Below are 22,173 nucleotides of genomic sequence, written 5' to 3'. Positions count from 1 at the left end.
CCCCGCGCCGTTGCCGATCGCGTTCAGGCGGTCGCCCGGTGGGCATGGGTTACACCTCCGCAGTGAACCTGGGGAAGGCCAGCTCACCCGCGTAACGGGCGGCGTCACCGAGGTTCTCCTCGATGCGCAGCAGCTGGTTGTACTTGGCGACCCGCTCGCTGCGGGCGGGGGCGCCGGTCTTGATCTGGCCGCAGCCGGTGGCCACCGCGAGGTCCGCGATGGTGGTGTCCTCGGTCTCCCCGGAGCGGTGGCTCAGCATACTGCGGTAACCGCAGGAGTTGGCCAGGTTCACCGCGTCGAGGGTCTCCGAGAGCGTGCCGATCTGGTTGACCTTGACCAGCAGCGCGTTGGCGGCCCTGCGGTTGATGCCCTCCTCGAGCCGCTCGGGGTTGGTGACGAACAGGTCGTCACCGACGATCTGGACCTTCTCGCCGAGCTCGGAGGTCATCCTGGCCCAGCCGTCCCAGTCGTCCTCGGAGAGCGGGTCCTCCACGGAGACCAGCGGGTAGGAGTTCAGCAGCTCGGTGTAGTAGCCGACCATCTGCTCGGCGCTGCGCTTGGAGCCCTCGAACTGGTACACCCCGTCGGAGTGGAACTCCGTGGCAGCCACGTCGAGCGCGAGCGCGACGTCCCTGCCCGGCTTGTAACCGGCCTTCTCGATGGCGCTGCTGATCAGGTCCAGCGCCTGCCGGTTGTCCGGCAGGGAGGGGGCGAAACCGCCCTCGTCACCGAGCCCGGTGGCCATGCCCTTGCTCTTGAGCACCGACTTGAGGGCCTGGTAGATCTCCGAGCCCCAGCGCAGAGCCTCCGAGAACGAGTCGGCACCGATCGGGGCGATCATGAACTCCTGCATGTCCACGCCCGTGTCGGCGTGCGCACCACCGTTGAGGATGTTCATCATCGGCACCGGCAGCACGTGGGCGTTGGGTCCGCCCACGTAGCGGAACAGCTCGAGTCCGGTGGACTCCGCCGCGGCCTTGGCCACCGCCAGCGAGGCGCCGAGCATCGCGTTGGCCCCCAGCCTGGACTTGGTGGGGGTGCCGTCCAGGTCGACGAGCTTCTGGTCGACCACCCGCTGCTCGATCGCCTCCACGCCGATCAGTTCCGGACCGATCTCGTCCAGCACCCCGGCGACGGCCTTCTCCACGCCCTTGCCGCCGTAGCGCTCGGCCACGCCGTCCCGCAGCTCGACGGCCTCGTGCTCACCGGTGGACGCGCCCGACGGCACGGCGGCACGGGTCAACGTGCCGTCGTCCAGGGCCACCTCGACCTCGACGGTGGGGGTGCCACGCGAATCCAGGATCTCGCGAGCGCCGACCTGCTCGATGATCGCCACTTGTGCTCCTAACAAGCTTTGTGTACTCAAGACGTCACAGCCCGCCGCAACGTTCCCACCGGTGTGCCACCGAAGAGACCCACGGTGGGCAGGACGCCCGACGACCTTCTCCGAGCCTAACCGGGCGCGCCACGTGCCCGCCGCAGGCTCGCGGTCCCGCGCCACCGCGGTCCGCGGTGACGTCCGAAACACCTGGCGTGGCACGCCACCCGGTCGCACCATGGTGTAGCAGTGGATCGAACCGTACCGTTGGTGTGGCCATGAGGACCGAAGGAACCGTGGAAGCTTTCCGCGAAGCGGAAAAGCTTGTGGCGCAACGGCGTCCGTTCGAGGCCCTGCGCACGCTCGGTCCGGTGCTCGACGAAGCAGCGGACAAGCCGAGCGTGCAGTTACTCGCCGGGCGCGCGTATCTGTTCTCGGCGCAGCTCCACCGCGCCGAGCGGGCGTTCCTGCGGGTCATCGAACTGGACCCCTCGGATCACTACGCACGACTGGTGCTCGGGCGAACCCTGCAACGCCAGGGCAGGCTCAACGAGGCACACGCCCAGGTGCGCCTGGCCACCACGATGTACCCGGACCCCGCCTACCAGGAGATACTCGGCGAGATTCGAGCGCACATCGCCCGGGTGAACGCTGGATCTTAGGCAGCCGGTCGGCAGCTTGGTCTGCTCGAGTGGTTGCGTGGCGGAACCTCAGTCGGGGTCTCGCTCCGGTAGGCCCGACATCGGGTAGCGACCTACACAACGTCGGGCCTTCCTCACGAGACCCGAGACTGAGAACCCGCGGTCGGTCGGGCTGCGCAGGCTCAAAGCATCTGCATTGGGGCGACGCCCCGATCAGGAGTTTCGGTCCGGGTCTCCGGCCGCTCGCCGCGTAGGTCGCTACTCAAGAGCGGCCCAACACAGCAAGGCGCCGACTCACGTGCCGGCTAACCGACCACCCACGCAAAGCTCCGTCATGAGTTATCGGATCCTCGGTCGGCAGCGCGCTCACTCGCGGCGGTTCGCCGCCTCCGCGTAGTCCTCCGCCAGCGCGAAGACCTTCTTCGCGTAGGACTCCGAACTGTTGTAGGAGAGCACGCCCGACCACCAGCCCTGCCCCGTGCGCATGTCCCGTCCCCCGGCGCAGAGGTAGCGCGCGGCGGCCATGGCGGCGTCGTCCAGGTCGTGCGGATCCCCGGCTCCGTCACCGTCACCGTCGGTGCTCCACCTCGCCCAGGTGGAGGGGATGAACTGCATGGGCCCGACGGCCCGGTCGTGCACCGGATCCCCGTCCAGGGCCCCACCGTCGGTGTCGGTTATCTCCCGCACCTTCGAACCACCGTCCAGCGGCACCCCGATGATCGGGCTGGAGGGGACCGCGTCGGCCCCCAGCCTGCGCCCGCCGTAGCGACCGTGGTCGGACTCGACCCTGCCGATCCCGGCCAGGGTGGCCCAGTCGATCCGGCAGCCGGGCTGCCTGTCGCGCATGGCCAGATCCGCCCGAACGTAGGAAACGAGGGCGCGTGCCGGGACGTCGGCCACCGCCGCCACCTCGTCGGCCCACTGCCGCACCGGAGCCCCCTGCTCCGCTCCGTCCTCAGTGCTCGGTTTCGCCTCGGGACTTCCGCTGCCGGGAGGCGCCGAGCCCGGCTCCACCTCGGCCGGTTCCACCCGAGCCTCCGGCGCGGGACCGGCCTGCGGGGCGGAAGCGGGCGCCCCCAGCACCGCGACCAGCCCCACCCCCAGCGCCGCCGCGACGAGCACGCTCGCGGCGAGGGCGATGCGGGACAGCACCGCGAGGAGGGCGCGGAGACGTGCGGACAACGGGCCCTGGTTCGCCATCGGCGACAGGCTACTCGACAGTTGCGCTCCGTTCGCCCCCGTCGCGACCGATTTCCCGGCGGAGCGCCGCGCGTTCGGTCTCCGCACCGCGCGGAGTCGCTCACTCCCGGCGCACGAGCTCCCTGCTGCGCTTGCCGTAGTCGTCGGCGTGGTCGAGCACCTGCTGCACGTAGTCCCCGCTGGCGTTGTAGCGCAGCACCGCGTCCCTGAACTGCTCGGGATCGCGCAGGTCGGTGTTCGAGGAGCACAGGTAGTGCGCCGCCGCCAGCGCCGCGTCGTCCACGTCGTCCGGATCCGCCTTCCCGTCGGCGTCGGCGTCGCGTCCCCAGGTGCGCCAGGTGGTGGGGATGAACTGCAGCGGCCCCACCGCGCGGTCGTAGGTGCTGTCGCCGTCCAGCTCTCCCCCGTCGGTGTCCCGAACCAGCCGGACGCCTTCGCTCCCGTCCAGGACCACGCCCCTGATCGGCGGGTCCGGCCTTCCGGTGCTGTCCAGATCCGCGCCCCCGTAACGCCCGTGCCCGGACTCGACCGCGCCTATGCCCGCCAGCACGGACCAGCTCAACCGGCACTCCGGCCGGGAGCGCTCCAGGGCGAGCTCGGCGTACCCATAGGCCTCCAGCGCCGTCAGCGGAATGTTGAGCTCCTCGGACATCGAGTCCGCCCAGTCCTCCAGCAGCTCCTGGGGGCGCTGCCCCTGTTCGAACGCGTCCGTTCCCGGCAGCGCGTCCACCTGGGGTGGGCGCACCCCGTCCGTCGGAGGTGCCGTGGCCGTCGGAAGCCGCTCCCGCCCCGAGTCGCCCTCCTTGAGCTCACTGGCCAGGAACACCAGCACCGCGAACATCGTCAACCCGGCCAGCAACCCCATCGAGGGTCTGGATGCCTTCCACTGTCGTGGCACGACCGGACCTCCCATCACCTCGTCCCAGTGTGCCCGTACGACTGCTTCTCCAGGACGGGTTCGGCCGAACGAATCGACTCGGACGTCACGTTCGCACCTCGCGCGCCCTTCGCGCGGGGCAGCACCGGGAACCGGCCGGACCCGGGGATCACTCCCCCACCGGCCAGTGGCGCCGCCAGAGCTCGGCGGAAAGCCCGTTCGTCCCCGCTCCGCTCTCCCGCGCGCTCACCTCGGCGGCGCGGACCCGCTCGTCGAAGGCCAGCGCAACCGCGCGCAGCTCGTCCTCCGGATCCAGGCCGCGGTGCTCGGCACGGGCCGCCAGGGCGAACAGCTCCGCACCCACCCCGGAACCCCCCGGCAGCAGGTCCGCGGGGACACCGGCCCGCCGCGCGCGCTGGGCGAGCTTGGCCGCCAGGGCCACGGCGGGCTGACCGTGCGCGACACCGTCCACAGCGGACTCGCGCTGCTTCTCGGCCTGCTTGAGCTCCTCCCAGCGCGCGTGCTGCGACTCGGCGTCGTGCACGGCCGCGTCCGTCGCGAAGACGTGGGGGTGCCGCGAGACGAGCTTGCTGACCAGCTCGGCGGCCACGGTGTCGACGTCGAACGGGTCCCGCTCGTCCTCGGCGGCCACCCTGGCGTGGAACAGGACCTGCAGCAGCACGTCCCCCAGCTCCTCGCGCATCGCCGCGCGGTCGCGGCGCTCCAGGGCGTCCAGCAGCTCGTAGGTCTCCTCGACCAGGTAGGTGCGCAGGGACTCGTGGGTCTGGCCCGCGTCCCACGGGCAGCCGTCGGGCGAGCGCAACCTGTCCATCACGGTCACCGCGTCGAGCAGCTCGGCTCCGCGCGGCGGCCGGGAGCGCACCAGCTCGGCCCCGGCCGAGAGCAGCTCCGCGACCGCCTCCGAGTGCTCCTCGGAGGCGATCAGCACCACGGCCTCGTGCCGCGCCCTCTCCAGCAGCTCGGGGGTGCTGGGCGGTTCGGTTGCTCCCGAGGCCGCGCGGGCGGAGTCGGTGAGCCCCTTGTCCGCGTGGACCGCGGCAGCACGGCGCAGCACCGGAACCGCCTCGGCCGGGATCGTGTCCCCCAAGCGGTTGTCGACGAGCACGACGGCACAACCGGTCACGACGGAAGGCTGTTGGCGAGCGGCGTCCATACCCACGATTCTTCCACCGCCTCGGGTAGTAGGTCCGGCGGCTCGGGTTGCCAGGGCGGATTCTTCGGCGCCGCCGGCGCCGAAACACCCACCTACGCAGTCGGCACCGCCGGGGGTTCTCAGTCGAGTGCCCGGCGAGGACAGCGCGCCCGTGGCGTAGGTGGCTACTCGATGGGCGCGCTCCCGCAGCCGGGCGCCGACTGAGGTTCCCCCACAGGACCACCTGAGCAAACCGGCCCCGGAAACCCTCACCCCCTAAAGGCGGAAGCCGCTACGCTGCTCCTCCTCGGGGACAGCGGTCACGGCCACGGGGTCCCACACTCCGTAGCGGGGGCTGAGCTCGACTCCGGTACGCTGGGCGGTCAGACCGAGCAGCCTGGCTCCGAACTGCTGCTCGAGCTGCGCGGCCGAGCCCATCGCGGGGGTTTGCCCCTGCTCGTCCGAGATCCGGCGTTCGGTGATCCGCGCGACCATCCACCTCGTGGAGCGCCCGCTCCCGCGGAACGCCAGCACAGTTCCGGACTCGGCCGCGAACAGCGGGGTGCTGGCGGCCATTCGCGGGTTGTTCGCCGCGCGCAGCTCCCTGCCCTCGCCGGCCGGGCTCCCGGAAGCGCTGTCCTCGGCGATCAGCTCGGCGGCCTGCTCCGGCCCGCGCGCCATGCGTTCGGCCTTGCTCTTGGCCTCCGCGCGGGTGGTGGCGCTGGTGTAGTCGAAGCGCACCGAGACCTTGGGCAGCTGCTCGCTGCCGAGTTCGCGCATCAGCAGCAGCGATCTCGCCACCGAGCGGGCCTGGTCAGCGGTGAAGATCGTCTCGCTCATGGCTGCCTCGGCACCGCCCTGGCGCTCGATCCACTCGGTGATTCGCTGCTCGGGGACTCGCAGGTTCTGCCTGCGGGCGGCCCGGTCGGCCAGCTCCTGCCGCACCGTGAACGCGGCTATCCTGCTTGCCAGCTCGTCCTTGCGGTTCTCGCTCTCGAGTTGCTCCAGCATCCTCGGCCTGCTCTGCAGCACCGAGTCGAAGCGACTCTCCACAGTGCTCACCGGGATGGCGTGGTCGCCGACGATGGCGGCCGAGCCCGCCTTGGAGGGTTGGGCGCCACAGCCCGTCAGCAGCGCGGCGGCGAGCAACGCGACGATCAATCGTGGGCGAACGATGACGGATCTCACAGGATCACTTTCTCACGAGCAGCCCCGGCTTGTCCGTAAACCCGTTGTGATCACGCTCGAACACGTTGCGTACCATCCTCCGGATGTCGCCGTGACGCGGCACGAACCGGCGGCTCCCCCGGATGCGGGGCAGCCGCTCGCCCTGCGGGCCACTGTGGCCGGTCGGCTTCCTGCCCCGCTGTTTCCCGATCTTAGGCAAAATTGGAAAACCCACCCGGGGCGAGGACCTCAGCTCAGGGAGCGCAGCTCCTGGCGGAAGGCGGCGGGCGTGGCCGGGACGAGATGCCGCAGCGGTTCGCCCTCCGGGTCCTCGCTCGGGCGCTTGAGCACCGAGAGCACCGCGCCCTCGGGACCGAAGTAGTAGTTCAGCGGGAACTCGCTGACCTTCTCCTCGCCCCAGGCTCCCCGCCGGGCCTTGCCCAGCTGCATCACGAAGTGCTGCCCTCCGCTCGTGAGCTGCTCGACGCGGTCGTAGCGGCGCTGCACCGGGTCCCGCTCCACGCGATCCTCGGGCTCGTCGAGCGCGGACTCCGCGTCCTCGTCACGCGAGCGGCGCGGGGGCCGCTCGGCGGGCACCACGATCTCCTCCTCGGCCACCGGCTCGGCCGCGTCGGGCAGCAGGCTGGCCACGACCGAGTGCAGGTCGTCGGCCCGGACCGGTTCGAGCAGCACCTGCCCGCGCTCCCACACCGCCAGCACGGCCACGTCGTCGGACTCGGCGAGGTGGAAGCTGCCCCGCACCTGCTGCTCGTCCTCGACGAAGCCGTACCAGCCGTAGATCCGCCGGTGCGGGTTGTGCAGCAGCCGAATCGTCTCGCGCAGCTCCGGAACCGGGTTGTCCACTTTGGCCAGCCCGCGCTCGCGCAGGTCGGCGAGCACGTCCTTGATCAGCAGCACCCGCTCCCGGTACGTGCTGCCCGGTGAGAGCCCTTCGAGCCCGGCGGGCTTGGGCGCGTCCGCACCGCACTCGCCGCTGTGCAGCACGTCGTAGGCGGCGTAGTCGAGCAGGACCGGGGTCCGGATGATCCGTTCAAACCGCCGGGACACGGCCGCTCCCGCGCTCTGTCCGCACCGCGCTCACTGCTGCTGTCCCCCTTCGGATCGGCCCTGCTCGGCGCTGGTGGCGCCGAGCACCGGCGGGGCGGTGCGCTCGGAGGTGCCGAACAGCTCGTTGGGGTCGTTCTCGTCGAGCAACCAGTCGGGCCGCTCGTGCGTGTCGTCGCCCTCGCCGCCCTGCTGCTGGCCGCGTCCGGCTGCGCCGCCCATCGGCGCACCGGCCCCCGTGCCCGCGCGGGTGACGCCCGCGCCGGTCGCGCTCGGCGCGGACGGGGCGTTGCCGACACCGCCGCGCCCACCACCGGGCAGCGAACCGGCGCCCCCGCGACCGCCCGTGCCGGTGCCGGTTCCAGCTCCGGTTCCGGTGCCGGTACCGGGGATGCCGCGGCCGCTGATGCCCGCGCCCTCGGCCTTGCCGCCGAGCAAGCCACCACCGAGGACGGCACCGCCAGCAGCCAGTCCGGCACCGCCCGCGGCGCCCGCGAGCGTGCCGCGCTGGTCCCCGGCGAAGGGGTCCGGGTCGACGGAATCGCGCTGCGACCACCACGCGGATCGCGTGCCCCCGGGCAAGCCGTTCCCGCTGCCCTGGGCACCACCGGCGGTGCCGCCGCCTGCGGAGCCGGTGCCGCCACCGGTGTGGCCGGAGGTTCCGGCCTGGTCGGTTCCGGCCGGGCCCGCGTAGCCTCCCGCACCGGTTCCGCCGGGGCGGGCGACGTTCGAGCCGGAGCCGGATCCGCTCCCGTCACCGCCGAACCCGCCGATGCCGCTGCCGTCGCCGGGCTTGCGGTCATCGGGCGGCGCGGGTTGGGAGGGCTCCTTGCTCCCGTCGAAGGACGGAACCGCCCCCGTGTTGCTGCCGGTGGTGTCGCCGTATCCGCGCAGCGACATCTGGTTCTGCTGTTGCTGTGCCTGGTAGTTCTGGGCCTCGGCCGCGTAGCCCGTCGGATTGGTGGTCACCGTCAGCGGGTTCATCGTCGGCGGCTCGGAAGGCACGTCGACGACGTTCTTCTTGCTCTCGTTGAAGCCGGAGCTCTGCGCCTCCAGCGCCTTGCCCGCTTCCCGGCAACGGCTGCTGGCCGTGTCGGCGGCCTCGCGCAGCGGGCGGACCGAGCTCTCCGCCGAGTCGGCGGCCTCGCCCTTCCAGGAGGAACGCATCCGCCCCATCGCGGAGTTCAGGTGATCGGACACCTCGGAGTGCTTCTCGGAGACCTTGCCCCAGCCCTGCACCGCCTCGTCGAGGCTGCCGGTGCCGGCTCCGTGGTGGAACCACACGTAGATCTGGTGCCCGTCCGTGCCCTCCGGGCGGATGTCTGGCGTCAGCTGGTCGTGCACCCAGTCGCAGGCGCTGTTGAACCCCTCGGCGGTGTAGCTGGCGGCGCTCCGCACCCCGTCGACGACGGCGTTGGCCGCGTCCTGGGCGCCCTCCACGACGTCGTTGACCATGTCCATGCCCCAGCCCATCAGGCACCCGCCTTCAACGTCTTCACGACCTCGGTCGCCACGTCGCGCGCACGCCCGCACGGGTCGCTCTGGTACGGCGAATCGTCGCCCAGGGTGATCTGAGTCAGAACCACCAAATCGCTCTTAACGCCAACGTGCACATCACAACTACCGGCTTCTTCCGGAGTAGGGGTCTGGGGCGCCAGCGAGGATCCAGCCACAGCTGGGTATCCCTCGATCTGCGACAACTCGCGGAAGTACTCGAAAACGTCCTTCTGCTGGTACACGTGCTTCAGGCCAGCCCCGTTAACCATGTAAGTGACCTGGACGGTGGAGTCTGAAGGCCCTGTGAATCGATCCGTCCACGTACATGAGGGACCACCGGTCGAATCATCGGATTCTCCCTTCGTGTCCTCCATCTTGAGACCTCGAAGTTGCGCGGGCTTCAACGTCGAGCACGGCTTCTGCTGGAACGCCTCGGTGTCCAGCGGATTCTGCACCTCGGGAGCACCGTGCATGTCCACGGAAGACGTAGCGGGCTGCTCCGAGGTTTCCGTGGTGCCCGCGCCCGAACCGCACCCGGCCAGCAGAGCCACCGCCGACAGCGCGGCACTCGTCAGGGCAAGCTTGGTTCGCACCGTCACACCTCCGCCCTGAACCGGCGAGCGGCCTCGTCGTCATCGGCGTCGTAGCGCCGCATGGCCGCTTCGAGATTCTCGATCATCGCCTCGATGTTCGCCTTGTCGCGCTGGTTGGAAGCCATGTAGTTGTTCACCAGCTTAGGCCCCATGGCCTTCACCGCCTGCTGGCTGTACGGATCCCCACCGGGCGGAGTGATGGTCTCGTGCTGCATGGCTTCCCGCTCACCCTCCTCCAGAGCCATGAGCGCCTTCCGTAGATCTGCGATGGCCTCGGGCAGCTGCTCACGATCGATCTCGTAGCCGACACTGCTGGCAGCGCCGGAGGCGACCGCGCGCTCCGCGTCGGCGGGCTTGGTCACCATGCCGTCACCCGTCATCGCCATAGAGGCGCGTACGACTCCCACGCTGTCTCCTCTCGTCGGGGCCAACAACGCAGAGTCTGCCAGACGATCAGCACGCCGTGTCCCGGTTCGACCGAACTCGCCTCGCACGGCCTCAGACGTCGTAGCGCCCCGCGCTGACCTGCGCGAGGAAGCGACGCCACCGATCCGCCGACACCGCGACACGTGCCTCCTCCGGAGCCTTGGAGTCCCGCACCAGAGCCCCGTCCGAGACCAACGCCACCTCCACGCAGTTGTGCACGGATCCGCTGTACGAACTCTTGCGCCAAGCTAAGTCACTCATCGGTCAGTCCTTCCACGATCTCCTCGATCAGCGCGTTGCTCCCCGGCTCGTCCAACGCGTGTTCTTCCAGCTTCCGGCATGCTTCCACGAACGGGTCCACATCGGCGGGTTCCGTGAGGAAAACACCGAAGACGCGGGACTCCACGAAGACGTAGAGTTCGCCGTCCGGTAGCTCGTACAGCGTGAACGAACCGTCCATGGCGGGGTGTGCCCGAGCGTCCAGCGGAATGACGCGCAGCGTGACCCGGTCACGACGTTGAACCACCAGCAGATGCTCCAACTGCTCGCGCATCACCCTCGTGTCCCCCAAGGTTCGTCGCAACGCTCCTTCGTCCACGAAGAAGCTCACCTCGGGAGGACAGCGCCGCGACAGCAGCGCTTGCCTACCCAACCGTGCCGCCACACGCTGGTCGAGGTCCTGATCAGGAACGTCGACAGTGCTCATCATCAAGCGCGAGTAGTCAGGTGTCTGAGCGAGCCCCGGTATCAGCGCGACCTCGACGTTCTTGATGCTGCGAGCCTCCCGCTCCAGGACCGTCAGGCTGGTCATCTCACCTGGCTCCCGAGATGCCAGCTCCAGCCATGCGGTGTTTTCCAGCGGTGTCGCTGCCTTCTCCACCAGGAGCACCTTCTCGTCACCCGTCACCCCGTACAGCGCGCACAGTGCGTTCATCTCGTCGCGATTGGGGATTCGCTGCCCCATCTCCGTCCGATTCACCGAGGAGGGGGACACCCCGAGTGAAGATGCCACCGATCGGGTGGTCATTCCGCTCTTTTCTCGGAGTTCGCGCAGTTTCACTCCGACTCCAACCTGACGCAGCTTGGCAGTACCACTCACACTCTCACCTCCGATTCCACTGGATCGCCTGTGTCACTCGCTGAAACAAAAACCTTCTCAGTTCGTTTTGTGCTGCTTTGTTTCAAATTCGTGAGACACAGCTTAGCGATCTAGGTTCACCGCGGTAAGGAGCTGACCTGGAATTGATCCGAAAGGGCGACCATGTTCCCGAATCCGTACGACGAGCGCGACGACGTGTTCTGGATCGTCGGGCTGTCCACCGACGTCCGGCACGCCACCGAGGTGATCCCCGGAGCGCACCCGCCTGGCGAGTGGGTGCCGACGCTGTGTCAGCACTGGATCCGGCTGCCGTTCCCGACCCCGGCGGGCCGCGTCCCGACCACGGCCGCGATCCAGCGGCAGTGCCCCCGCTGCGGCGAGCTCGCCGAGCAGCGGGGCTGCTCCGGAGTCATCTGGGACTTCTGAGTTTGTTGGCGACTCGGCGGTGCCGGTTGCTTGGCGGGTCACCTGGCGGAACCTCTCGCGGGCTCTCGCTGCGGGTGCCCCGACATCGGGTAGCGACTACACAACGTCGGGGCCGTCCTCGCGAGAGCACCACGAGAGAACCCGCGGTCGATCGTCCTGCGTAGACTCGTAAGCGCCTGCGTCGAGGCGGAGCTCTTTCAGGGAACTCGGTTCGCGTAGGCGGTTTCGTGGCCGGACCCCTCGCGGGCTCTCGCTGCGGGTGCCCCGACACCGGGCGGGCTCGAACCGCGACGTCGATCGGATCAGCCGGGAACCAGGACGTCGACCGCGCGCGGGACGCACTCCACCTCCAACGGCGTCCCGGCCAGAGGCTCCCCGTCCGCGTAGGCGGTCACCCCGGGAACCGACACCGATACCCTCCGGGCCCTGAAGGTGCTCACCTGGGGGTGGTCCACGTGCTTTCCGCTGTAGACGGTCGGCAGGACGCGGACCAGCCGCCCGGCCGTGACCGGCCCGATCACGGTCACGTCGAGCACCCCGTCGTCGGGCACGGCGTCCGGGCAGATCCGCATCCCTCCCCCGTAGCTCGCACCGTTGCCCACCGCCACGAGCACGGCCCGGGTGCGCCTGCGCTCGCCGTCCAGTTCCAACGCGTAGTCCAGCGGCCGCAACCTGGCCAGTTCCGCCAGCACGGCCAGGTTGTAGCGCCACTTGCCGCGCGGCCAGGACATGCGGTTGGTGCGCTCGTTGACCCTGGCGTCGAACCCGCCCGCCAGCACCGTTCCGAACCAGCGGTCCCCGCAGCGCGCGGCGTCGATCGCCCTGGTTCCACCGTCCAGCACCACGCGCGCGGCCGTCTCCGGGGCACTGCCGTGGAGCCCCAGCATGCGGGCGTAGTCATTGCCGGTTCCCGCCGGGATTAGCCCGATCGGCGTAGTGGTACCGACCGCCGCCCGCAGCGCGAGGTTCACGACCCCGTCACCACCGCAGGCCACCAGCGCATCGGTACCGCTCGCCACGGCTCGACGGGCCAGCTCGGCCGACTCGGCGGCGTCGCCTCCCACGAGCTCGTCGACGACCGCCCCGGCACGACGCAACCAGTCGATCGCGCGGCGGGCCGTCTCGCGCGCCCGTCCCCCACCGGAGGCCGGATTGACGAGCAAGGAGATGTCGCGCACCGGCCGCTCCCCGTTCACCGTGCCAATACCTGTCCTCACCTGCTCGGTGTGCTCGACCACCGGTGCGGTGACTCCGCCCGGCCCCGCCGAACGTCATTCCGGGGGAACGAGCTTTCCCGGGTTGAGCACCCCTTCCGGGTCCACGGCGGACTTGACCGCGCGCAGCACCTCCACGCCGAGGTCACCGACTTCCGCGGTCATCCACTCCCTGTGGTCCAGCCCGACCGCGTGGTGGTGCGTGATCGTGGCCCCGACCGCAGTGATCGCCTCGGCGGCGGCCCGCTTGGCCCGCCGCCACTGCTCGACGGGCTCCCGGCCGCGGGCGCAGGCCACGGTGAAGTACAGCGAGGCCCCGGTCGGGTAGACGTGCGAGACGTGGCACATGACCAGCGGCGGCGTCCCCTGCTCGGTCAGGGACTCCGTCAGCGCGTCCCGCACCGCGGCGTGGGTGGCGTGCAGGTTCGCCCAGCTCGTCGCGGTCTCCAGGGTCTCGGCCAGCGCGTTGACGTCCAGCAGCGCGTCGCGCAGGTGGGGCGCGTGGAACCGGCCCCGCTCCCAGGAGATCGCGGGCTCCGGACCGAGCGAGGCGCCCCCGGCCGCGCACAGCAGCTCCGCGGCCTCGGAGTGCCGCGCCGCCACGTGCTCGGCGCTGCCCTCGTAGGTGGTGACCAGCAGGCAGCCGTCCGAGGCCGCCGGGCCACCCACTTCCTCCGAGGACAGGTTGAGCCCGGTCTCCACCTCGTCGGACAGGCGGGCCACAGTGGGCAGCGCCCCGGTCCGCGCGAGCTCGCGCAAGGCGGCCGATCCGGCGCCGAAGTCGGGAAAGGACCACGCCTCGTGGTGCTTCTCGGCTGGCACGGGGTGGATCCGCACCGTCACATCGGTGATCACCCCGAACGTCCCCTCCGAGCCGAGCAGCAGCTGCCGCAGGTCCGGCCCCGCTGCCGAGGCGGGCGCCCGGCCCGGCCCGAGGGTTCCGCGCGGGGTGGCCGCCCTCAGGTCGACGACCATGTCGTCGAACCGCCCGTACCCGGCCGAGGCCTGCCCGGAGGACCTGGTGGCCGCGAAACCGCCGATGGTGGCGTACTCGAAGCTCTGCGGGAAGTGGCCGAGCGAGTACCCGTGCGCACCGAGCAGCTCCTCGGCCTCGGGACCGCGCAGGCCCGCCTGCAACGTCGCCGTGCCGGACTCGGTGTCCAACCGCAGCAAGCCGTCCAGCCGCGCGAGGTCCAGGGTGACGACGGCGGCGAACCCACCGCGAAGCGGTTCCACCCCGCCGACCACGCTGGTTCCCCCGCCGAAGGCCGTCACGGCGATGCCGTGGCGGGAGCAGCAGCGCAGCACGTTCTCGACTTCCGCGTGCTCGCCCGGGAAGACGACGGCGTCGGCGACCTCGGCCTCCCCCGAGCGGCGCCTCAGCAGGTCCGGGGTGCTCTTGCCGCCCGCGTGCCGCAGCCGCGTGTGATCGTCGGTCCGCACCCGCGAGGCACCGACGATCCCCGCGAGCTCGGAGCGCACCTCGGCGGGCAGCTCCGACTCCCGCAGCCGCACCTCGCTCTCGTCGACCGGGGGAGTGTCGCGCCGGGGCACCCCCAGTCCCTCCTCCAGCAGCGCGCGCAGGCTCTCGTCCAGCGGGCTCGCGTCCTCCCCGCTGCCCCAGGCGTTCCACGCCGGGGTCGGGATGCGGTCGTGCGGTACGGACATGCGCTACAGTTTTACAGATGACGTCAAGTCGTAACGAAGATGCCATCCTGGACGCGGCGCGCGACTGCGTCCTGGCCGTCGGGATGCGTCGCACGACGCTGACCGAGGTGGCCCGGCGCGCCGGGGTGAGCAGGCCGACCGTCTACCGGCGCTGGCAGGACGTGCGCTCGCTGACGGCCGACCTGCTGACCCGGGAGCTCCGCGCGCTGCTGCCCGCGGACTCCGGGACGAGCGGCAACGCGCGGGTGCGCGGCGTGGACCGGATCGTGAGCACCGCCGCGGCCGTGCGGGAGCACCCGCTGCTGCGCAAGATTCTGGAGACCGACCCGGAACTGCTGATCACCTACACCTTCGACCGGATCGGCACCAGCCAGCGGGAGATCCTGGAGGTGTTCGCCGCGGCCGTGCGGGAGGGCCAGCGGGACGGCTCGATCGCCGACGGCGATCCCGAGGAGCTCGCGGCGATGCTGCTGCTGGTCACGCAGTCCGCCGTGCTCTCCCCGCGCATCGTGGCCGACCAGCTGCCGGCCGAACGCCTGGACGAGCAGCTGCGGTCGCTGCTCGAGGGCTACCTGCGCCCCGCCGATTCCCCCGCGAAGGAGTGAACCGTGCGCGACACCTCGCTCAACGCAGCCCGCAGGGAGCGGGAACTGTCCGAACTGGCCGACGGCGGGCGGGTGGACCTGCTGGTGGTGGGTGGCGGCATCACCGGGACGGGAGTGGCGCTCGACGCCGCGTCCAGAGGTTTGTCGGTGGTGCTGGTCGAGAAGCACGACCTGGCCTTCGGGACCAGCAGGTGGAGCTCCAAGCTCGTCCACGGTGGACTGCGCTACCTGGCCTCCGGCGACGTCGGCGTGGCTCACGAGAGCGCCGTGGAGCGCGGTGTCCTGATGCGCACCACCGCGCCGCACCTGACGCGCCCGCTGCCGCAGCTGGTGCCGCTGCTCCCGGGAACGAGCGCGCGGCGGGCCGCGCTGGTGCGGGCCGGCTTCCTCGCCGGGGACGCGCTGCGCCTCGCGGCGCGGACCGGCTCCACGGCGCTGCCCGGTTCCCGCAGGATCGGCGCGGCCGAGACCCTGCGCATGGCACCGCCGGTTCGGCACGAGCGGCTGCGCGGCGGACTGCTGGCCTGGGACGGACAGCTCACCGACGACGCCAGGCTGGTCACCGCGGTCGCGCGCACCGCCGCCGGGCACGGGGCCAGGGTGCTCACCCGCTGCGCCGCGGAGGAGGTGACCGGGCAGGGGGCCGTGCTGCGCGACCGGCTCGGCGGACAGACCGTCCCCGTCCGGGCCCGCGCCGTGGTCAACGCGGCCGGAGTTTGGGCCGATGAGATCTCCCCCGAGCTCACGCTGCGCCCCAGCCGGGGGACGCACCTGGTGGTCGCGGCCGAGTCGCTGCCCGGGCTCGCAGCGGGGCTGACGGTGCCGGTGCCGGGCACGACCAACCGGTTCGTCTTCGCGCTGCCCGCCGACGACGGGAGAGTCCACATCGGACTTACCGACGAGGAGGCGCCGGGGCAGGTGCCGGACGTTCCGGAGGCAGCGGCGCACGAGGTGGACTTCCTGCTGGAGACGATCAACACCGTGCTGACCGAACCGCTGAGCTCGGCCGACGTGCTCGACACCTACTCGGGGCTGCGTCCGCTGCTGGACGGCGGTGCGGGCGGCAGCGCCGACCTGTCCCGGAGCCACGCGGTGCTGCCGGGCAGCGGCGGCGTGCTCAGCGTGGTGGGCGGCAAGCTGACCACCTACCGCCGCATGGCCGCCGACGCGGTGGACGCGGCCGTCCGGCGCTCCGGCCTTCCGGCGGGGCCGTGCCGCACCGAGCGGCTGCCGCTGGTGGGGGCGGACTCGCGGGCGCGGCTGTCGCGGGTTCCCGCGCCCCGCCGCCTCGTCGGACGGTACGGCACCGAGGCCACCGCCGTGCTCGAGCAGGCCGCCGGAGATCCGGCGGCGGAACCGGTGGCCGAGGGCCTGTCGGTCACCTCCGCCGAGCTGCGCTTCGCGGTGCGGCACGAGGGCGCGCTGGACGTCGACGACCTGCTCGACCGCAGGACCCGCGTCGGGGTGGTGACCCGCGACCGGGCCGCCGCGCTGCCGGCTGCCCGGGAGGCGCTGAGCTGAGGGCGGAGCACCCGCCGGACGTCCCCGGGATGAGTGGGAGGACCCAACCGTGTCCACCATCGAACAGAGCGCGGCCGTCCGGCGGGTACTCGGCCGATCCTCCCGAACTACCCGCCTCTCACGTTCGAGAGCTCCTGCGAACCGCGAGACCTCATTTCGAGAAGACGTCGTGCGCAGTGCGTCGCAAACCACCCGCGCCGTGCGGCCGCGGGGAGTCGAACCGACTGCGAACCTCGGCCGCCGCCTCGGTGTTGCCGGAAGCCTCGATCAACTTGGCCAGGCGATTCGCGGTCATGTCGCGTACCGCGTTCTCCTGGTGGAGGCCGAGCTTGTCCAACAACGCCCCCACTTGATCAGCGACGGTGCGAGTTCCGTACACGAGCTTGCGGTAGATCCCCACCAGCACCATCACGAGCAGCGGAACGGTCACCCAGGCCGGCCAGCCGAGCAACCAGCCGAGCACGAGCGGAAGCACGAAGGCCACTGCCAGGCCGGTGAACAGGACGCGGTTCTCCTTCGTCATGGGCTCGCCTCCTCGGCACTCGAAGCCACGGTGTAATCCACATCGTCGATCCCCTGGTAGGAATCGATCAGCTGGGTCAGACGTGCGGCCACGCCGGGATCTCCCCCGGACACCTGGCTCCAGTCGCGTGCCGTCACGTGAAGCTTGCCGAGCACCTCGATTTCGTGGCCCGCCGCCTCGACGAGGATCCACAGCAGAAGATCCCGGCTTGGTGACCGACCGGCCGCCTCCAACCACCACCGCACCGTCGACCAGGTCAGATCCGGCCGGTTGTCCATCATGGTGCGCCAGCTCAGCACGAGTTCCGACCGCACGACCGACTCGGCCGCAAGGGGCTTCGTCGCCCCGCCGTCGTCGAGCAGACACCCCGGATCGAGCATCTCGACGAACAGGTCCAGATCCACTTTCCACCACCGTGGCTCCCGGAACTCGGTGGCGAACCTGTGGATCATCCGGCGCAGCATGCCGCGGTCCGCCAGGGCCATCCCGCGCAAGGCCTGTCGCGCGGTCGGCTCGGCGGGGTCAGTTTCCCGGCGGGCTCGTTGGTGCAGTCGCACTATCGCCTGTTCGGGGAACTCCGGGGCGATAACCTCGGTGCAGACGTGCACCAGGAGCTGTCCGACCGGAGCGGTCAGGTTCTCGTCACAGGACCAGTCGTAGACGAGACGACGAAACCGCGTTCCATAGCGCTGATCGTTGAGGCCGATGACGAGCGCCTGGTCAGCGAACTGCATCCAGTAGGCGGGAGAGGAATTCCGTTCGGTGTCGCTCCACCTGTTGATCGTCTGGATAACTCCCTCGACACACCCGGTGTCCAGCCCGTGTTCGAGGTACCGGTCCACGAGGTTCCGCCGATCACGGCGACTGAGCCATGCGGAGAAAACCGCGTTCTCGCTGCACTTGCAGAACCAGGGGCGCAGATCCGGGTAGTTCTCCCAGAAGTGGGAACGCAGCGCCCTGTCGTAGGCGAAGGAAGCGAAGCCGACGCGTTCACCGTGCTGCTCCGGCCGGACCTCGAGATCCTCGAGCTGGCTGCGATGACCGCGTTGTTCCAACCGTGGCGCCTCCCGGCCGGTCAGCTCCAGCAGCTCCATGAGGTTCTGCGCGACGAAGAAGATCGCGTCGGCGGAAGCCTCGTAACACATCGCGGCGGCGAACAACACCGCGCGCTCCCTGGCCTCCGAGTGCCGCGCCACCTGCTCGGCGGCCTCCTCCCGACGTTCCGTGACCGCCGCCAGGGCCGCGTGCAGCCATTCGGACACCCACCAGTCGGGATGATCCTTCTCGACCCGCACGACGAGACTCGCCAGCTTGGCGATGTCGCGGAGCGGGCCGGTCAAGTACTGGAGCAGCTCCGGGCCGAGCTCCTCCTCTTCGGGGAGCGCGATCCCCGCTTCCTCCAAGTGCCTCCGCAGTACCACGTGTCCCGAAGGCCGCGCTATCTCGACGAACTGCCGGGCCAGCTCCTCATCGGCCCAGTCCTTCCCGTCGTACGGCAACACGACCACCAGACGGGCTTTCTGCTCGTCCAGCGCAGCACGAAGAGCCGGGAGCTCACGGCGCCGGGCACTCAACGTGTCCGGATCACTCCGCGTGAGGTCCAGCAGGAGGCGTTGACCGTAACCGACCTTGTCCGGAAACAGCTTGGCTTCAGCGGAGAGCGCTTCCTCGGTGAACTCCGCGAAGGAACTCGTCTCGTCGGACAGTTCGTGCAGCAGCATCTTCGCCGCGCTGCGGCGACCGCTTCCGACCGGACCGTGCAGCAGCACCGTCCAGGTGTCGCTCAACCGTTCCCGTGCGAGACCGAACCCTTGCGGCGGCACGAAAAGGCGCTTGAGCCAACCGAGGTCATTTCGCGAGATCACCCCGCTCTCGCGCATGTACTCGGTGGTTTCCCGCAGGAAGTTCATGACCACCTTCGGCTCGATGAACTGATCCCCCGATCCGGTGTGCACGTGACCGTATACCTCGTCGATGTCGGTCAATTGTCACGCTCGCGTTCGCTATTCTTGCCGAAGTTCTGGCTGATTCCACCGTGGTTGGGCCCGGCCACGTAGTTGGTCCCGTCACCGTTGAAAGTGTTGTTGTACTGGGTACCGTCGCCGCTGTGCACGCTCCCGTGCACAGTTCCGATGTTGGTTCGGTTTCCCTGGTGGAACTCGTGGGTCTGCACCACCCACTCGGCGGTCGTGTTGTTGACCGAGTTGTGCGTCCCCATCCCCTCCGATTCCTTCCGCACCGTCCGGTCCTCGAGTCCCGGAACGAGTTCGACGAGCGCGTGGGCGATCTTGGCCAGATCGTGCTCGGCGTTCCCGCTGTCGTAGCGCAGCGACTGGCAGTCCGCCAGCGGCGTCAGCGCAGGAGGAAGATCGGAGGCGGAGAGTCGAGGCAGGCTCCGCCCGCACATCACCGGGATCACCCGGGCACCGGACTCCAGCGCGTTGAGGATCTCGGCACGGGTCCAGTCTTCCTCCTTGTCCAGCAGCACGTTGCCCTCCGCGTCACGCATGGAGAGCCAACGATCGCCGATGAGCACCAGCAGCACCCGAGCACCGCTGGAACCCCGCGTCAACGCACCACGGAAGTCCTCACCGGGCCGAATCGACTTGCTGGCACGGAAGACCTTCTCGTCGCCGAACCGCCGGGAGAGCTCCCGCTCGACGGCGACTGCGGCATCGTGACCGTCCTCGTTGCGGTAGTTGACGAAGATGTCCGCCACCGAATTCTCCTTTCACAACGGAAATCGGTTCTCTCGTTCAGCCGGTGCGAACGCGCAGCGACTGGGTCAGGCGCGGGGTCAGGTCCTTCACCGAAGGGTTCCCGCGGAACCGGGCGAGCGTGCGATCCAGCCGCCGCAGGTCGGTGGTCACGGTCGCCGACTCGACCGCGTCGACGGTGTCGAGCACCCGCTCGGTGATCGCGCAGGCGTGCTCGACATTGCCCGCCGCCGCGTGGGAGAGGGCGCGGCGAACCCCGTAACGGGCTCGGGAACGCGCGGCGTGCACGGGTACACGTTGGATCTCGTGGTCCAGCACCGAACTCGCCTCACCAGGACGCCCGAGATCGTGCAGACACCAACCGGTCACCATCGCTACGGGATCCACCAGATTCGTGGTTCCCAGCGCCAGGGCGGTGTTCGGTTCGGCGACGCTGTGCGCCTCACGCGCACGATCCAGGCTCCGCATGCAGGAGGCGTGATCGCCGGCCAGGGCGTGTCCCTGCGCCTCGCGTTGCAGGGCCGACGCGCGGAGGCGGGGTGGAGTACGACTGTCCCCGGCCTGCTGGGCCAACTCGATCGTCCGCCGCGCGTCGTTCCGGTAGAGCGCGAACAGCGCGTGACGCACCCACGTGTGGTGCGCCGAGCCGTGGTCTCCTGCGGCCTCCGCCATCTCGACCGCGCGGTCGGTCCACCACAGGGCTCTTCGTTCCTCACCGGCTTCCTGGGCCATCCACCCCGCGTACTCGGCGTAGCGGGAGCCGAGAGCCAGAATGCCCTCTCGGTTTCGGGAAGTGGCGTACGCGGCCAGATCACGCAGGGTGTGCGCGTGCGCGGTGAGGGCGGGTAGCACCACGGCGTGGCTGGTTGTCTGCCCCAGCTCGCGAAACTGGCCGAACATCGTCCGAAAGGTCTCCAGCGACCTCTCCTCCATCGCCGAGCCACTGCTCGTCCGCGAACCGAGGTACACGGCCGAAGCCGCCCCCGCTGCCAGCAGACCGCGGCGATTCACGGTCCGGAAACTCGTGCCGTCCCGGGTGGATCCCATAAACCACACCTCACCGTTCTCCTCCGATCGCGGTGGCGCTTCGGACGAGGGCTCCGGAAGCAGCTCGGTCAGCTCCCCACCGGCCCCGAGCTCGTTGTCGCAGAGTCGCGCGACCGCTGGTAGCGGTTGCTTGCGGCCGGTTTCGACCTTGCTCAGGTACCCCTTGCTGTAGTGCACCCGTCCGGCCAATTCGGACAAGGAGAGCCCAGCTGCGATACGCGCCCGTCGAAGCTCCGTGCCGAACAGTCTGCATTGCTCACTCACATCTGCCTCCCGGTTTCCTGTTGCCCACGAACACGGACAACGGGCAACCGCTGTTCGCGGTTCTCGCGAGCGAACACGCTGTACTTGTGCGAGCGGAACTCACAGCCAACCGAACGCGCTGACACATCGAACGGCACGCTAGGAGAGGGAATGATCTTGAAAGGCGCGATTCGCGGATCGTCACCCGATGAGACCAGCGCGATCGATCGCCGTGCTCGACCTCGGTCCGCTTCGAACACCGCCGGCAACACGAGCGTGGGAGACCCCGGGGAAACCACGCACACACCGCACATCCCTTACTCGCACTCCCCACTTCGCTCGCCGCAGCCGACTTCCACGGCGGAATGTCCGGCGAAAGCCCCGTTCAGGGGATATCCGGATCATCGCCGGATTGTGGTGAACCCCGGTGAGGAGCAACAGGGGCCCAAAACGTGTTTCCCGTTGCCCGGCGACACCGGCAACGGGAAACGGCCGCACAGCAGACGGAATTCTCGACCGGAGCACATCAGGGATCACGGATGGTTCAGGTACGCCGCTACACCAAGAAGGACGGCACCGAGGTGCGCCCGCACAGCCGGTCCTCCCCGGGCTCGGGCGATGTTTCCTCGGGGCCGCCTGGGGCTCTCGTGACAGTGGTGCTTTCGCTGGGCATACTTGTGCTCGTCGGAAGCGGGGCAGGAACGAACACTTCCGAGGAGGATGAGCACTCGACCTGGCGACACGGCGGATCGACTTTCACCGCCGTGGATTCGGATGACCCCGAGTCCTGCGTAGATCACTCGTACGGGCGAGTGAAGGGATTCTTCGCGAAGCATCCGTGCCGGAAACTGCGCCGCACACTGCTGACAGTTCCCGCCCGGAACGGTGCCACGACGGTCGTCGCCGTCTCCCGGACGACGATGCCCACCGTCGATTCCGCGGTCGAGCTGCGGAAGTTGGTGGACGCCCAGGGAACCGGCAACCTGGAGGAGCTCACGCGTGACTCACTCGCCTACGCCGATGTGAATTTCGAGGGCACGTACTATTAGGGCTTTGTTAAGTGGGTAATCGTTGCTGGTCAGGGAAGTTCCAGCTGGCTGGCGGGGGTTGGTGGCAGGTGGGGCAAGCGCCGGTCCAGACCGCCAGCAGGGTCTGCAGATGTTTCAGGACTGC

Annotated in this window: 22 protein-coding genes; 5 read left to right on the top strand and 17 right to left on the bottom strand. The window is 69.8% G+C overall.

The window, feature by feature from the left end; genetic code table 11:
* Positions 1-49 precede the first annotated feature (49 nt).
* Positions 50-1,336, bottom strand: coding sequence for a phosphopyruvate hydratase (eno, locus tag G9Q41_RS12245; RefSeq protein WP_092526504.1), 1,287 nt, complete (start codon positions 1,334-1,336; stop codon positions 50-52).
* Between the two features lie 260 nt (positions 1,337-1,596).
* Here eno and G9Q41_RS12240 point away from each other — a divergent pair, with 260 nt between their 5' ends.
* A complete protein-coding gene (locus tag G9Q41_RS12240; RefSeq protein WP_092526501.1) occupies positions 1,597-1,980 on the top strand; it encodes a tetratricopeptide repeat protein in 384 nt (127 codons plus the stop codon).
* Positions 1,981-2,325: 345 nt separating this feature from the next.
* Here the strand turns inward: G9Q41_RS12240 and G9Q41_RS12235 are convergent, their stop codons facing one another.
* From G9Q41_RS12235 to G9Q41_RS12190, 10 genes are all read right to left on the bottom strand, one after another.
* Positions 2,326-3,159: a lytic murein transglycosylase gene (locus G9Q41_RS12235; RefSeq protein ID WP_165633309.1), complete on the bottom strand. Its 834-nt coding sequence runs from the start codon at positions 3,157-3,159 to the stop codon at positions 2,326-2,328.
* 100 nt (positions 3,160-3,259) lie between these two features.
* Positions 3,260-4,057 carry a lytic murein transglycosylase gene (locus tag G9Q41_RS12230; RefSeq protein ID WP_347567579.1) on the bottom strand — a complete coding sequence of 266 codons (798 nt, stop codon included), beginning with the start codon at positions 4,055-4,057 and terminating at the stop codon, positions 3,260-3,262.
* Positions 4,058-4,205: 148 nt separating this feature from the next.
* On the bottom strand, positions 4,206-5,210 hold the full coding sequence (locus tag G9Q41_RS12225; RefSeq protein ID WP_165633307.1) for a MazG family protein: 1,005 nt from the start codon (positions 5,208-5,210) through the stop codon (positions 4,206-4,208).
* A 255-nt stretch (positions 5,211-5,465) separates the two neighbouring features.
* Positions 5,466-6,377, bottom strand: a complete 912-nt coding sequence (locus G9Q41_RS12220; protein ID WP_165633306.1) for a SurA N-terminal domain-containing protein — start codon at positions 6,375-6,377, stop codon at positions 5,466-5,468.
* Between the two features lie 228 nt (positions 6,378-6,605).
* Entirely contained in the window at positions 6,606-7,424 is an 819-nt protein-coding gene (locus G9Q41_RS12215; protein ID WP_165633305.1) for an ESX secretion-associated protein EspG, read from the bottom strand.
* A 30-nt stretch (positions 7,425-7,454) separates the two neighbouring features.
* Positions 7,455-8,894, bottom strand: a complete 1,440-nt coding sequence (locus G9Q41_RS22340; protein WP_165633304.1) for a PPE domain-containing protein — start codon at positions 8,892-8,894, stop codon at positions 7,455-7,457.
* Entirely contained in the window at positions 8,894-9,511 is a 618-nt protein-coding gene (locus G9Q41_RS12205; RefSeq protein ID WP_165633303.1) for a DUF3558 domain-containing protein, read from the bottom strand. Before G9Q41_RS12205 ends, G9Q41_RS22340 begins: the two co-directional genes overlap by 1 nt.
* A 2-nt stretch (positions 9,512-9,513) precedes the next feature.
* Positions 9,514-9,918 (bottom strand): hypothetical protein, encoded by a 405-nt coding sequence (locus G9Q41_RS12200; protein ID WP_165633302.1) that lies wholly within the window; start codon positions 9,916-9,918, stop codon positions 9,514-9,516.
* Positions 9,919-10,009: 91 nt separating this feature from the next.
* On the bottom strand, positions 10,010-10,198 hold the full coding sequence (locus G9Q41_RS12195) for a DUF397 domain-containing protein (RefSeq protein ID WP_165633301.1): 189 nt from the start codon (positions 10,196-10,198) through the stop codon (positions 10,010-10,012).
* Entirely contained in the window at positions 10,191-10,997 is an 807-nt protein-coding gene (locus G9Q41_RS12190; protein WP_347567592.1) for a helix-turn-helix transcriptional regulator, read from the bottom strand. The genes G9Q41_RS12195 and G9Q41_RS12190 overlap by 8 nt, the downstream gene beginning before the upstream one ends.
* A 201-nt stretch (positions 10,998-11,198) precedes the next feature.
* Between G9Q41_RS12190 and G9Q41_RS12185 the strand changes: the two genes are divergently transcribed.
* The gene (locus G9Q41_RS12185) at positions 11,199-11,462 is read left to right on the top strand and encodes a hypothetical protein (RefSeq protein ID WP_165633299.1); all 264 of its coding nucleotides are present in this window, start codon (positions 11,199-11,201) and stop codon (positions 11,460-11,462) included.
* Between the two features lie 302 nt (positions 11,463-11,764).
* Here G9Q41_RS12185 and G9Q41_RS12180 read toward each other — a convergent pair whose 3' ends face one another.
* Both G9Q41_RS12180 and G9Q41_RS12175 read right to left on the bottom strand, forming a co-directional pair.
* Positions 11,765-12,640, bottom strand: a complete 876-nt coding sequence (locus G9Q41_RS12180) for a diacylglycerol kinase (RefSeq protein WP_165633298.1) — start codon at positions 12,638-12,640, stop codon at positions 11,765-11,767.
* A 93-nt stretch (positions 12,641-12,733) separates the two neighbouring features.
* Positions 12,734-14,344, bottom strand: a complete 1,611-nt coding sequence (locus G9Q41_RS12175; protein WP_165633297.1) for an FAD-binding oxidoreductase — start codon at positions 14,342-14,344, stop codon at positions 12,734-12,736.
* Between the two features lie 17 nt (positions 14,345-14,361).
* Here G9Q41_RS12175 and G9Q41_RS12170 point away from each other — a divergent pair, with 17 nt between their 5' ends.
* Together G9Q41_RS12170 and G9Q41_RS12165 are read left to right on the top strand one after the other, a co-directional pair.
* Complete coding sequence (locus tag G9Q41_RS12170) at positions 14,362-14,949, top strand: TetR/AcrR family transcriptional regulator (RefSeq protein WP_165633296.1); 588 nt, start codon at positions 14,362-14,364, stop codon at positions 14,947-14,949.
* A gap of 3 nt (positions 14,950-14,952) precedes the next feature.
* Positions 14,953-16,470 (top strand): glycerol-3-phosphate dehydrogenase/oxidase, encoded by a 1,518-nt coding sequence (locus G9Q41_RS12165; protein ID WP_165633295.1) that lies wholly within the window; start codon positions 14,953-14,955, stop codon positions 16,468-16,470.
* A gap of 151 nt (positions 16,471-16,621) precedes the next feature.
* On the opposite strand, the gene G9Q41_RS12160 is transcribed toward G9Q41_RS12165, so the two are convergent.
* Genes G9Q41_RS12160 through G9Q41_RS12145 form a run of 4 tightly spaced genes read right to left on the bottom strand, consistent with a single transcriptional unit; the run spans position 16,622 to position 21,021 of the window.
* A complete protein-coding gene (locus tag G9Q41_RS12160; RefSeq protein ID WP_165633294.1) occupies positions 16,622-16,993 on the bottom strand; it encodes a hypothetical protein in 372 nt (123 codons plus the stop codon).
* Entirely contained in the window at positions 16,990-18,978 is a 1,989-nt protein-coding gene (locus tag G9Q41_RS12155) for a hypothetical protein (RefSeq protein WP_165633293.1), read from the bottom strand. The genes G9Q41_RS12160 and G9Q41_RS12155 overlap by 4 nt, the downstream gene beginning before the upstream one ends.
* Positions 18,975-19,712, bottom strand: a complete 738-nt coding sequence (locus G9Q41_RS12150) for a toll/interleukin-1 receptor domain-containing protein (protein ID WP_165633292.1) — start codon at positions 19,710-19,712, stop codon at positions 18,975-18,977. Before G9Q41_RS12150 ends, G9Q41_RS12155 begins: the two co-directional genes overlap by 4 nt.
* Before the next feature lie 37 nt (positions 19,713-19,749).
* Entirely contained in the window at positions 19,750-21,021 is a 1,272-nt protein-coding gene (locus G9Q41_RS12145) for a helix-turn-helix transcriptional regulator (RefSeq protein ID WP_165633291.1), read from the bottom strand.
* A gap of 518 nt (positions 21,022-21,539) precedes the next feature.
* Here G9Q41_RS12145 and G9Q41_RS12140 point away from each other — a divergent pair.
* Positions 21,540-22,049 carry a hypothetical protein gene (locus tag G9Q41_RS12140; RefSeq protein WP_165633290.1) on the top strand — a complete coding sequence of 170 codons (510 nt, stop codon included), beginning with the start codon at positions 21,540-21,542 and terminating at the stop codon, positions 22,047-22,049.
* Positions 22,050-22,173 lie beyond the last annotated feature (124 nt).

The sequence above is a fragment of the Actinopolyspora sp. BKK2 genome, from assembly GCF_011291845.1.
Lineage (GTDB): Bacteria > Actinomycetota > Actinomycetes > Mycobacteriales > Pseudonocardiaceae > Actinopolyspora > Actinopolyspora saharensis.
Note: the sequence above shows the minus strand (reverse complement) of the source record. Positions and strands in the feature narration are given on the sequence as shown.